The organism is Mycobacterium sp. IS-1742, assembly GCF_001500125.1.
Classification (GTDB): Bacteria; Actinomycetota; Actinomycetes; order Mycobacteriales; family Mycobacteriaceae; genus Mycobacterium.
In genome coordinates this window covers 141,773-153,895 of the sequence record NZ_LQIV01000012.1, presented here as the reverse complement: position 1 = coordinate 153,895, position 12,123 = coordinate 141,773, and the positions used below count along the sequence as shown (strand labels likewise).

Here is a 12,123-nt window from a genome sequence, read left to right as displayed (position 1 = left end):
TCAGCCGGTCCGCACGACCGCGAACGAATGCCCGGCCAACCGCGTCCCGTCGCCGCCGGCCGCCGGGTCGCCCCAGGCGAGCACCACCTCGCCGGTGACGGGCACCGTCACCGCCTCGGCGCCCAGGTTGCACGCGACCGACAGCGCGCCGCGGTGCATCACGATCCAGCGCTGCGCCTCGTCGTAGTCGACGCGCAGGTGGTCCAGCCACGGGTCGGCCAGGTCCGGCTCGTTGTGCCGCAGCGCGATCAGATCCCGGTACAGCGCGTGCAGGCGGCCGTGGTCGCCCTGGTCGACCTCGTCCCACCGGAGTTTCGAGCGCAGGAAGGTCTGGGGGTCCTGCGGGTCGGGGATTTCGTCGGCGTCCCACCCGTGTTCGGCGAACTCCCGCTTGCGGCCCTCCGCGGTCGCGCGGGCCAGTTCCGGCTCCGGATGGCTGCTGAAGAACTGGAACGGTGACGACGAGCCCCATTCTTCGCCCATGAAAAGCATTGCGGTATAAGGTGATCCAAGCGCAAGCGCGGCCTTGACCGCGAGCTGTCCGGTGTCGAGGTTCTGTGACGGCCGGTCACCGACCGCGCGGTTGCCGACCTGGTCGTGGGTCAGCGTGTAGGCGAGCAGGCGGGTGGCCGGGATGGTCGCGGTGTCCAGCGGACGGCCGTGGCGCCGGCGCCGGAACGACGAGTAGGTGCCCGCGTGGAAATAACCACCCTGCAGCGTCTGTGCCAGCGCCTCGACGGTGCCCCAGTCGCCGTAGTAGCCCTGCGTCTCACCCGACACCGCGGCGTGGATCGCGTGGTGGATGTCGTCGTCCCACTGCGCGGTCATCCCGAGGCCGCCCTGATCGCGCGGGGTGATCAGCCGTGGATCATTCATGTCGCTCTCGGCGATCAGCGACAGCGGTCGGCCCAGTTCGGTTGCCAGCGCGTCGGTTTCGGCTGAGAGCTCCTCGAGGATGTGGATCGCGGTGGTGTCGACGAGGGCGTGCACCGCGTCCAGGCGCAGCCCGTCGGCGTGGAAGTCGCGCATCCACCGCAGCGCGCAGTCGAGGATGTAGCGGCGCACCTCGTCGGCACCGGCGTCGGCGATGTTGATCGACTCGCCCCACGGATTGCTGCCCGACGACAGATACGGGCCGAACTTGGGCAGATAGTTGCCCGACGGTCCGAGGTGGTTGAACACCGCGTCGATCAGCACACCGAGGCCGCGCGCATGACAGGCGTCGATGAACCGGATGAGCGCGTCGGGGCCGCCGTACGGTTCGTGCACGGCGTACCAGAGCACCCCGTCGTACCCCCAACCGTGCGTACCGCCGAACGCGTTGACCGGCATCAGCTCGACGAAGTCGACACCGAGGTCGACCAGATGGTCGAGCCTGCCGATCGCGGCGTCGAACGTGCCCTCGGGGGTGAAGGTGCCGGTGTGCAGTTCGTAGATCACCGGGCCGGTCTCGGACCCCTCGATCCTGCGGCCCGCCCACGCGTCGTCGGTCCACGCGCCGGGGGACGGCTGCCACAGCTGGGAGCGTTCGTGGACCCCGTCGGGTTGGCGCGCCGAGCGGGGGTCGGGCAGCACCTTGGGATCGTCGTCGAGGACGAAGCCGTACCGCGCGTCCGGGGCGGCGTCCACCTCGGCGCGCCACCATGCGTCGTCACCGCGCGTCATCGGGTGCAGGGTCCCGTCCACGTCGAGCTGCACCCGCTCGGGCAGCGGCGCCCACACCGCGAACTCAGGCATCGTCACGCTCCAGCAGCACGGTGGGCAGTTCGGCGAACAGGTCGGCGGCCGGCACGGTGCCGGTGAACCGGCTGCCGGTGATGCGGTCGGTCCAGTTGCCGTCGGGCAGGGTCAATTCGGTGTCACCCCAGCCGGTTTCGTGCAGACGCACGGTGTGGCGGCTGACGGCGGTCAGCACGTCGTCGCCACGCAGGAACGCCACGACGTGCTCGGCGGCCGCACCGCGCGCCAGCACCGGGGTGTACCCGCCCCCTGCGAAGGTGGCGGGCCGGTCGCGGCGGGCCCGCAGGGCGGCGTGCACCACGCGCATCTTGGGATGACGCAGCGCCTCCAGCTCGGTGCGGCGCTGCGCATAGTCGATCGGACGGCGGTTATCCGGATCGACCAGGCTGTCCTCCCACAGTTCGGTGCCCTGGTAGACGTCGGGGACGCCGGGACCGGTCAGCACGAGCAGTTTCTGGCCGAGGCTGTCGCTGCGGGCATGCGGGTCGAGTTGCTCGACCAGGCGGGTCAGTTCGGTGCCCACGGGGCCGTCGATGACGCTGTCCAGCCACGCGTGCACGCCGCTCTCGAACTCGCTGTCCGGATCGTTCCACGTCGTGTGGGATGCCGCTTCGCGAATCGCCTTCTCCGCGTACGCGTGCAACCGCTCACGCAGTTCGTCGGTGACCACCCCGTCGGCCGGCCAGACGCCGAACACGTTCTGCAACAGGAAGAGTCCGGTGCCGGAGTCGGGCGGCGGCGTCCGCTCCGCCCACGCCTCGACGTACTGCGCCCACAGCGACGGCACCTGCGAGAGCACGCCGATGCGGGCGCGCACGTCCTCACCGCGTTTGGTGTCGTGGGTGGACAGCGTGGTCATCGCGTGCGGCCACAGCGCGGCCCTGGCCGCGGCGCGCTGGTGGAACTCCGCGACGGACACGCCGAACCACTCGGGTTCGCCGCCGACCTCGTTGAGCGACACCAGCCGGGCGTCCCGGTAGAACAGACAGTCCTCCATGGCCTTCGCGGTGGCCGCCCCGCACAACTGCTGGAACCGCACCGCGGTCTCCCGGCTGCCGGTCAGCGCCGCGGACAGGATCTGCAGGGCCGGTGCGAAACGGGGCTGCTCCGAGAGTGTTTCGGCGATCGCGACCGGCAACACCGTCGCCAGCGCCCGATAGTCGGACCGGTACACGCCGAGGTGGCTGATCACCGTGGCGACCGCGTTCGGCAGGTCGTCGTGGTCCTGGCCGGTGGCGGCGACGATGGTGCGGCACAACCGGGCCAGCTCACTGCCCAGCGTGGTGGTCACGGCCTGCACCTTGAGCGCCCGCGCGGTGCGGGGCATCGCGGCGTAGTCGACACCGGTGGACTCGTAGAGCGTGCCGAGCGCCTCGGCGCCTGCGGGATCGATGAACACCCCGCCTGCCTCGCGCAGCGCGTCGTATCCGGTGGTGCCCGCGACCGGCAGGGTCGGGTCCAGCGGTTCGTCGACGGCGAGGATCTTCTCGATCACGATCCAGGCCTGCGGGCCGACCAACTCCCGCAGCCACGCCAGATACCCGGGCGGATCGGACAGCCCGTCGGGATGGTCGATGCGGATGCCGTCGACGAGGCCGTCGGTGAACCACCGTTTGACCTCGGTGTGGGTCGCCTCGAACACCGCGGGGTCCTCCTGGCGCAGCCCCGCCAGTGACGTGATCGAGAAGAACCGGCGGTATCCGCAGACGCCCCGTTTCCAGCCGATCAACCGGTAGTGCTGACGGTCGTGGACGTCCGGACCGGTGCCCTCACCGGTGCCCGGCGCGATCGGGAACACCAGGTCACCCAGCCGCAACCGGTCACCGTCGACGGTGAGATCCGCGACGTCGCCGTCGGATCCGAGTACCGGCAGCAGGATCCGGCCGTCTGGGTCGGCGGTCCAGTCGACGTCGAAGTAGTCGGCGTACGCGGAGTCGCGGCCGTGCGCGAGCAGATCCCACCACCACGGGTTCTGCGTCGGATCGTCGACGCCGACGTGGTTGGGCACGATGTCGACGATGAGGCCGAGGTTCCGCCTCTGCGCCGCCGCCGACAGCGAGGCGAGCGCCTCGGCGCCGCCGAGCGCCGCCGACACCGTCGTCGGATCGGTGACGTCGTAACCGTGGGTCGACCCCTCGACCGCGGTCAGGATCGGCGAGAGGTAGAGGTGCGAGACGCCGAGTTCGTCGAGGTAGTCCACCAGTGCCTCGGCGTCGGCGAGGGTGAAGGCGTCACCGCGCATCTGCAGCCGGTAGGTCGACAGGACGGGCCGGGCGGCGGGCATCAGGCGGTCTTCCGCAGCACGAGCAGCGATCGGGGTTGCAGCGAGATCTTCTCGCCCGCCGGGACGACGACGTCGGTGTGCCCGGTCGGGTCGGCGGTGTCCAGGTCGGCGGTCCACATCTCGGCGTAGTCGCCGTCGGGGGTGACGAAGTCCTGCACGTGGTCGTGGGCGTTGAAGCACAGCAGGAACGAGTCGTCGACGACGCGTTCTCCGCGCGCGTCGGGGGTGGGGATCGCCTCGCCGTTGAGAAAGACCGCCACGCACCTGCCCAGGCCGGTGCCCCAGTCCTCGGGGGTCATCTCGGCGCCCGCGGGTGTCAGCCATGCGATGTCGCGGACCTGATCGGCGCTGCGGATCGGTTTGCCCTCGAAGAACCTTCTACGCCGGAAGACGGGGTGGCTCTTGCGGAACGCGACGACCTTGCGGGTGAACTCGAGCAGGTCGGCGTTGGTCTCGCACAGCGACCAGTCCATCCAGGACAGTTCGGAGTCCTGGCAGTAGACGTTGTTGTTGCCCCGCTGGGTGCGGCCGATCTCGTCACCGTGGGCGATCATCGGCGTGCCCTGGCTGCACATCAGCGTGGCCAGCATGTTGCGCATCTGCTTACCGCGCAACGCCGTGATCTCCGGATCGTCGGTGGGACCCTCGACACCGCAGTTCCAGGACCGGTTGTGGCTCTCGCCGTCGCGGTTGTGCTCGCCGTTGGCTTCGTTGTGTTTCTCGTTGTAGGACACCAGATCCTGCATCGTGAACCCGTCATGGCAGGTCACGAAGTTGATCGAGGCGCTGGGGCGCCGCCCGGTGGCCTCGTAGAGGTCTGATGATCCCGTCAGCCGGGAGGCGAATTCGCCGAGGGTCGCGGGTTCTCCCCGCCAGTAGTCACGCACAGTGTCGCGATATTGCCCGTTCCACTCGGTCCACAAACCTGGGAAGTTCCCGACCTGGTAGCCGCCTTCGCCGACGTCCCACGGTTCGGCGATCAGCTTCACCTGGCTGACCACCGGATCCTGCTGCACCAGGTCGAAGAACGCCGAGAGCCGGTCGACGTCGTAGAACTCACGGGCCAGCGTCGAGGCCAGGTCGAAGCGGAACCCGTCGACGTGCATCTCCAGGACCCAGTAGCGCAGCGAGTCCATGATGAGCTGCAGGGTGTGCGGATGGCGGGCGTTGAGGCTGTTGCCGGTGCCGGTGAAGTCCTTGTAGAGCCGCAGGTCGCCGTCGAGGAGCCGGTAGTAGGCGGCGTTGTCGATCCCGCGGAAGTTGACCGTGGGTCCGAGGTGGTTGCCCTCGGCGGTGTGGTTGTAGACGACGTCGAGGATGACCTCGATGCCCGCTGCGTGGAAGGACCGCACCATGGCCTTGAACTCGGCCACCGCGCCGCCTGCGTGCTGATTGGCGGCGTACTCGTTGTGCGGGGCGAAGAAGCCGAACGTGTTGTAGCCCCAGTAGTTTCGCAGTCCGAGGTCCAGAAGCCGGTGGTCGTGCATGAACTGGTGCACCGGCATCAGCTCGATGGCGGTGACGTTCAGCGCTTTGAGGTGGTCGATGATCGCGGGGTGGCAGAGCCCGGCGTAGGTGCCGCGCAACTGCGGGGGGATCGCGGGGTGCCGCTGGGTCATCCCCTTGACGTGGGCCTCGTAGATCACGGTGTCGTGGTACGGCGTGCGCGGAGCGCGGTCCGAACCCCACTGGAAGAAGGGGTTGATGACCACGCTGGTCATCGTGTGCCCCGACGAGTCGACGCGTGGGGGAGTGCCGCCCGAGGCGAGGTCCTCGGCGTCGAGGTCGTAGGAGTACAGCGCCTGACCGAAGCGGAAGTCGCCGTGGAACGATTTGCCGTACGGATCGAGCAGCAGCTTGCTCGGGTCGCACCGGTGTCCCGCGGCCGGATCCCAGGGGCCGTGCACGCGGAACCCGTAGCGCTGGCCGGGGGTGACGGTGGGCAGGTAGGCGTGCCAGACGTAGCCGTCGACCTCGTCGAGGTTGATCCGTTCCTCGCGGCCGTCCTTGGCGATCAGGCACAGCTCGACGCGTTCGGCGACCTCGGAGAAGAGTGAGAAGTTGGTGCCGGCTCCGTCGTACGTTGCGCCCAGCGGGTAGGCCTCACCGGGCCAGACGGTGTGCGGGGTCACGTCACCACCAGCCGGTGGCGGCGGCGATCTGGCGTCCGAGTTCGTCGGTCATGGTGCGCATGTAGGTGGTGGAGATGTGGTGAGCGTCGTGGTACAGCAAGACATTTCCCTCCACCACCCGGCAGTAGTTCTCCCGACACACCGCGTCGCTCATGTCCAGTGGTTTGAGCATCGGGAACCGGTTGGCGTAGGCCAGTGTCGGATTGTCGTCGGAGAGTACCTTGGAGCGCTCGATACCGCAGGACACCGCGTCCCCGCCGTCGGCCAGGCAGTCCGCGGGGACGTACGGTTCGCCGTCGCGGACCAGCCACGGCGTGTCACGCATGGCGAGGATCGGAATCTTGTTGCGCGACAGTGTTTCCCAGATACCCAGGTACGTCGAGGGCATGACGTCGCCATCCTTGATGTTCCACGGCCGCGTCGACGTCGTGAACACGTAGTCCGGCTTGTCGGCGAGCAGTTTCGGCATCACCCGGGAGTTCCACTCGTGGCACTTGGGATACGGCCGGTTGTCGCCCATCACCAGCGGCATCTCCTCCGTGGTGAGCGGGCAGCCCATCTTGAGGTAGGTGACCACCTTGAAGTTGTGGGTCCGGCCGAGCAGGTCGAGCGCAGTGATCCAGTGCTCGGCGTGCGAGCCGCCGGCAAGCGCGATGGTGCGCGGCGCCGTCTTGTCGCCGTAGGTGCAGTTGATCACCCCGACGTTGTCGAAGTCGCTGATGCAGCCGTCGATCGTGCTGGCGGGCAGATCCTTCTTGGCCTCGAGCACCGACGGGCGCATCGGCAGCTTGGGCACCCGGACCTTGTCGATCAACGCCATCGCGCCGGGATAGTCCTGCGGGGACAGACCGGCGAGTTCCGCACCGTTGGCGCGCTGGACGGTGACGTGCTCACGCCAGGTGAACGACGTCGCGGTGAGCGCGACGCCCAACAGCGCCACCACCGAGCCCAGCGCGATCGTGGGCCTGCGCAGCCGGGTGCGCAGCGGCGCCGTCGCGAGGGCCGTAACCGGACCGCGGTAGCGCAGCGGCTCCTCGATGTAGCGCATCGTCAACCAGGCCAGCACCGCGGAGACGGCCAGCACGCCGGCACCCTGCCAGAAGTCGACCCGGGAGTGGCCGGTGTAGGACAGCCAGAAGATCAGCAGCGGCCAGTGCCACAGGTACAGCGAATAGGCCATCGACCCGAGCGTCACGAACGGTGCGGTGGCCAGCAGGCGGTTGGGGGCCGGCAGCCGGCCGCCCGGCCCGCGGTTGGCCGCCGACAGGACGAAGGCGACGGTGGCCCCGACCGGAACCAGCGCCCACGGGCCCGGGAACTCCCGGACGCCGTCGATGAACCATCCGCACGACAGGATTGCGGCCAACGCGACGGTGGCGACGATGCTGCGCAGCCACATCGGCCATCGGATGTAGGGCACCAGCGCCCCGGCCAGCGCGCCGAGCAGCAACTCCCAGGCCCGGGCGAAGCTGTTGTAGTAGGCGGTGGCCTGGTCGTCGTTGTGGGCGATGACGGCGTAGACGAACGAGGCGATGGTCAGCGCGGTGAGCAGCACCACCAGGACCGCGCGCAGATGGCGGCGCAGGAGCCGCCGGAACAGCAGCCCGAAGGTGAAGATCAGCACCAGGAAGGCGAGGTAGAACTGGCCCTGCACCGACATCGACCAGATGTGCTGCAGGGGGCTGACCGTCTCCCCGGCCCGCAGGTAGTCCGACGCGGTGATCGCCAGTTCCCAGTTCTGGTAGTACCCGAGGCTGGCCAGGCTCTGGTCGGCGAACGTCTCCCACCGGGTCTCCGGCTGGATGAGGATGGTCAGCACCGCCGAGGCCGCCAGCACCACCACCAGCGCGGGCAGCAGGCGCCGCACGAGCCGCGTGAACTCGGGGAGCGGGCGCAGCGGGGCACCCTGGGTCAACACCGTGCGCAGCAACCGGCCGCCGAAGAAGAACCCCGACAGGGCCAGGAAGACGTCGACGCCACCGGAGACCCGGCCGAACCACACGTGGAAGACCGCGACGAGCGCGATCGCGACACCCCGCAGACCGTCCAGATCGTGGCGGTAGAAGCCCGATGACCGGGTCCCCGTCGCGGTGGGCCGGACGGGTTCCGGGTCGGTGCCGGCCGCCGGCCGCCGGAGGGCGAGGGTCATCATGGTCGGCGGCTAATTTACCGAATATCGGCGCACACCTCATGCCGCGCATCGAGGGGATGCCGCGGCGGGCGGAGGCGTTAGTCTCGATTTCCGTGCCCGCGTTGACCCCCGACCAGATCAGCGCCCTCGATGCTGCGCACGTCTGGCATCCCTACAGCACCATCGGCGCCGGTGCGTTGCCGCCCGTGGTGGCGCTGGCCGCGAAGGGGGCGTGGATCACGATCGCCGACCCCGACGACGGTCGGCCGGTGGACGTCATCGACGCGATGAGCTCGTGGTGGACGGCGATCCACGGCCACGGCCACCCGGTGCTCGACGCGGCGATCACCCGGCAGCTGGCCACCATGAACCACGTGATGTTCGGCGGGCTGACCCATGAACCCGCCGCCCGCCTGGCCCAGTTGCTGGTGCAGATCACCCCGCCCGGGCTGGAGACGGTGTTCTTCTCCGACTCCGGGTCGGTGTCGGTGGAGGTGGCCGTCAAGATGGCGCTGCAGTACTGGCGGGCCGCCGGAGCGCCGGGCAAGACCCGCCTGATGACCTGGCGCGGCGGCTATCACGGCGACACCTTCACCCCGATGAGCGTGTGCGATCCCGACGGCGGTATGCACGGGCTGTGGACCGACATCCTGACGCGTCAGGTGTTCGCCCCGCCGGTGCCGCGCGAGCACGACCCCGGGTACGTCGCGGCCTTCGAGCGCCGACTCGCCGAGCACGCCGACGAACTGGCGGCCGTGATCGTGGAACCGGTGGTGCAGGGCGCGGGCGGGATGCGGTTCCACGATCCCCGGTACCTGACCGATCTGCGCGCGATGTGCGACCGCCACGGCGTGCTGCTGATCTTCGACGAGATCGCCACCGGCTTCGGCCGTACCGGTGAGCTGTTCGCCGCCGACCATGTCGGCGTCAGCCCCGACATCATGTGCGTCGGCAAGGGCCTCACCGGCGGCTACCTCACGCTGGCCGCGACGCTGTGCACCGCCGAGATCGCCCACACCATCAGCACCGGGGAAGCCGGTGCGCTGATGCACGGACCGACGTTCATGGCCAACGCGCTGGCCTGCGCGGTCGGGGTGGCCGCGGTCGAACTGCTGCTGGCCGGGGACTGGCGCGCCACGATCGCCGGCATCGAAGCGGCACTGGCCGACGGTCTGCGGCCGGCACGCGAGGTGCCCGGGGTCGCCGACGTGCGGGTGCTCGGCGCGATCGGCGTCGTCGAGATGGACCGTCCGGTCGACATGGCGACGGCGACCGCGGCGGCGCTGCGCCACCGGGTGTGGCTGCGGCCGTTCCGCAACCTCGTCTACGTCATGCCGCCGTACATCTGCACGGCCGAGGAGATCGCGCAGATCACCTCCGCCGTGGTGGGCGTGGCCCGTGCATTAGCCTGAACGGTGTTCAAGTGTCGGTTCGACCGACGCGTTCACATTGACCGTTCAGTCGCCGAGGAGCCGCCCGTGACCCGCGCCGGTGTGTCGCCCCTGGCCTGGCTCGACGAGGTCGCCGACCAGCGTCGCGCCGTCGGCCTGCGCCGCGCACTGCGCAGCAGGCCGTCCGGTGGGACCTCTTTGGACCTGGCCTCCAACGACTACCTCGGCCTGTCCACGCATCCGCGCGTCGTCGAGGGCGCGGTGCGCGCGCTGCACGAATGGGGCGCCGGGTCGACCGGTTCACGCCTGGTCACCGGCAACACCGAACTGCACGAGGGCTTCGAGCGCGCGCTGGCCGCGTTCACCGGCGCCGAGTCCGCGCTGGTGTTCTCCTCCGGGTACACCGCCAACCTCGGCGCGGTGGTGGCCCTGTCCGGGCGTGGTTCGCTGCTGGTATCCGACGCGCTGACCCACGCGTCGCTCGTCGACGCCAGCCGGCTGTCGCGGGCCCGTGTCGTGGTCACGCCGCACCGGGACGTCGGCGCGATCGAGACCGCGCTCGCCACCCGCGACGAGGAGCGCGCGGTCGTGGTGACCGATTCGGTGTTCTCGGCGGACGGGGTGCTGGCGCCGCTTCGGGACATGCACGAGGTGTGCCGCCGACACGGCGCCCTGCTCGTCGTCGACGAGGCGCACGGACTCGGCGTCCGCGGCACCGGCGGGCGCGGGCTGCTCGACGAGGTCGGCCTCGCCGGCGCCCCGGACGTGGTCATGACCACCACTCTGTCCAAGGCGCTGGGCAGTCAGGGCGGGGTCGTCCTCGGCCCCCATGCGGTGCGCGACCACCTCGTCGACGCCGCTCGGCCGTTCATCTTCGACACCGGCCTGGCGCCTGCCGCGGTCGGTGCGGCCTGGGCGGCGCTCGAGGTTCTGGTCGACGAACCTCAGCGTGCCCGCGCGGTGCTCGACAACGCCGCCGCACTGGCGCAGGCGTGCGGCGTGCCCGGACGGCCCGATTCGGCCGTCGTCTCGGTGATCCTCGAAGAACCCGAGGTGGCACTGGCCGCGGCGACCGCCTGCCTCGAGCGTGGCGTGCGCGTCGGGTGCTTCCGGCCGCCCACCGTGCCCGAGGGCACCTCCCGGCTGCGCCTGACCGCGCGGGCGTCGCTGACCCCCGACGACCTCGCGACCGCCCGGCGGGTGCTCACCGACGTGCTGACGGCGGCGCGCCGATGAGCGTCCTCGTGGTCACCGGGACCGACACCGGCGTCGGCAAGACCGTGGCCACCGCGGCGCTCGCCTGCGCCGCTCGTGTCGCCGGGATCGACGTCGCGGTGTGCAAACCCGTCCAGACCGGGATCGGACCGGCAGGCGGACCCGGGGACGACGACCTCGTCGAGATCGGCAGGCTCGCCGGGGTCGACGCCCTGCACTCGGGATGGCGCTATCCGGACCCGCTGGCGCCGGTGGCCGCCGCGCAGCGCGCGGGCGCCGCCCTGCCGACGCGCGACGAGCTGATCGGCATGATCCGCGACGCCGACGCGCCGGGCCGGCTGACCCTCGTGGAGGGCGCGGGCGGGCTGCTGGTCGAACTGGGCCAGGGCGGTGTCACGCTGCGCGACGTCGCAACCGAGATCGCCGCCCCCGTACTGGTCGTGGTCGCGCCGGGCCTGGGCACCCTCAACCACACCGCGCTCACCCTGGAATCCCTCGGCGCCCGGCGGATTCCGTGTGCGGGTCTGGTGATCGGCGCCTGGCCCGCCCAGCCGGGCGCGGCCGAGATCGACAACCGGGACGCGCTGGCCCGCCTGGCCCCGGTGCGGGCGGCCCTGCCCGCAGGCGCCGGTTCGGTCAGCGCCGTCGACTTCGAACGGATCTGCGCGACCGCATTCGACCCGGTCTGGCTCACGGGCCTGCTGTAGATGGTCCACTCGGTCGAGTTGCTCTTCGACCCCCACACCGACGCGGCCGTGCGCCGGGTCTGGGACGACCTGGACGCCGCCGGGATCCGCAGTCAGGCCGCCAACCGCTCACCGAGCAACCGGCCGCACGTCACGCTCACCGTGGCCGAGCACATGGCCGACGGGGTGGACGACGTGCTGCGGCCGCTCCTGCGCCGACTGCCGTTCGACGGGCTGATCGGGGCGCCGATGGTGTTCGGCGTCCGCGCGCTGATCCTCGTGCGACTGCTGGTGCCGTCGGCACCGCTGCTCGATCTGCACCGCGAGGTCGACCGGGTGTGCCGGCCCTTCATCGACGGCGCCCCGCTCCCGCACACCGCCCCCGGGCAGTGGACCCCGCACGTCACGCTGGCGCGCCGTATGCCGCGCGAGCAGCTACCCGACGCGGTGGCGGTCCCGGGACTGGGCTCCGACATCCGCTGCCGGATCGTGGGCCTGCGCCACTGGGACGGCGACGACCGCGTCGAATATCCGATCAGCTGAC

General features: G+C 70.4%; 8 protein-coding genes. 4 read left to right on the top strand and 4 right to left on the bottom strand.

Going from position 1 to position 12,123, the window contains the following annotated elements; all coding sequences use genetic code 11:
* Genes treZ through sucT form a run of 4 tightly spaced genes read right to left on the bottom strand, consistent with a single transcriptional unit; the run spans window position 1 to window position 8,308 of the window.
* The gene (treZ, locus tag AU196_RS09290; protein ID WP_059094954.1) at window positions 1-1,737 is read right to left on the bottom strand and encodes a malto-oligosyltrehalose trehalohydrolase; all 1,737 of its coding nucleotides are present in this window, start codon (window positions 1,735-1,737) and stop codon (window positions 1-3) included.
* Window positions 1,730-4,024: a malto-oligosyltrehalose synthase gene (gene treY / locus AU196_RS09285; protein ID WP_059094815.1), complete on the bottom strand. Its 2,295-nt coding sequence runs from the start codon at window positions 4,022-4,024 to the stop codon at window positions 1,730-1,732. The genes treZ and treY overlap by 8 nt, the downstream gene beginning before the upstream one ends.
* Window positions 4,024-6,156: a glycogen debranching protein GlgX gene (gene glgX / locus AU196_RS09280; protein ID WP_059094814.1), complete on the bottom strand. Its 2,133-nt coding sequence runs from the start codon at window positions 6,154-6,156 to the stop codon at window positions 4,024-4,026. Before glgX ends, treY begins: the two co-directional genes overlap by 1 nt.
* Window position 6,157: 1 nt before the next feature.
* The gene (gene sucT / locus AU196_RS09275) at window positions 6,158-8,308 is read right to left on the bottom strand and encodes an acetyltransferase SucT (protein WP_059094813.1); all 2,151 of its coding nucleotides are present in this window, start codon (window positions 8,306-8,308) and stop codon (window positions 6,158-6,160) included.
* Window positions 8,309-8,364: 56 nt separating this feature from the next.
* Here sucT and AU196_RS09270 point away from each other — a divergent pair, with 56 nt between their 5' ends.
* The 4 genes from AU196_RS09270 to AU196_RS09255 all read left to right on the top strand — a co-directional run bounded on the left by AU196_RS09270 (window position 8,365) and on the right by AU196_RS09255 (window position 12,122).
* Window positions 8,365-9,699 (top strand): adenosylmethionine--8-amino-7-oxononanoate transaminase, encoded by a 1,335-nt coding sequence (locus tag AU196_RS09270; protein ID WP_059094953.1) that lies wholly within the window; start codon window positions 8,365-8,367, stop codon window positions 9,697-9,699.
* 66 nt (window positions 9,700-9,765) lie between these two features.
* The gene (locus AU196_RS09265; protein WP_059094812.1) at window positions 9,766-10,914 is read left to right on the top strand and encodes an 8-amino-7-oxononanoate synthase; all 1,149 of its coding nucleotides are present in this window, start codon (window positions 9,766-9,768) and stop codon (window positions 10,912-10,914) included.
* Window positions 10,911-11,600 carry a dethiobiotin synthase gene (gene bioD / locus AU196_RS09260; protein WP_059094811.1) on the top strand — a complete coding sequence of 230 codons (690 nt, stop codon included), beginning with the start codon at window positions 10,911-10,913 and terminating at the stop codon, window positions 11,598-11,600. The genes AU196_RS09265 and bioD overlap by 4 nt, the downstream gene beginning before the upstream one ends.
* Window positions 11,601-12,122, top strand: coding sequence for a 2'-5' RNA ligase family protein (locus AU196_RS09255; protein WP_059094810.1), 522 nt, complete (start codon window positions 11,601-11,603; stop codon window positions 12,120-12,122).
* Window position 12,123: the final 1 nt, after the last annotated feature.

Bases quoted from the DNA above. Each gene is read 5' to 3' on its own strand.
- bioD (WP_059094811.1), top strand. From the start codon at position 10,911: ATGAGCGTCCTCGTGGTCACCGGGACCGACACCGGCGTCGGCAAGACC.
- treY (WP_059094815.1), bottom strand. From the start codon at position 4,024: ATGCCCGCCGCCCGGCCCGTCCTGTCGACCTACCGGCTGCAGATGCGC.
- sucT (WP_059094813.1), bottom strand. From the start codon at position 8,308: ATGATGACCCTCGCCCTCCGGCGGCCGGCGGCCGGCACCGACCCGGAA.
- AU196_RS09270 (WP_059094953.1), top strand. From the start codon at position 8,365: ATGCCGCGGCGGGCGGAGGCGTTAGTCTCGATTTCCGTGCCCGCGTTG.
- AU196_RS09255 (WP_059094810.1), top strand. From the start codon at position 11,601: ATGGTCCACTCGGTCGAGTTGCTCTTCGACCCCCACACCGACGCGGCC.
- treZ (WP_059094954.1), bottom strand. From the start codon at position 1,737: ATGCCTGAGTTCGCGGTGTGGGCGCCGCTGCCCGAGCGGGTGCAGCTC.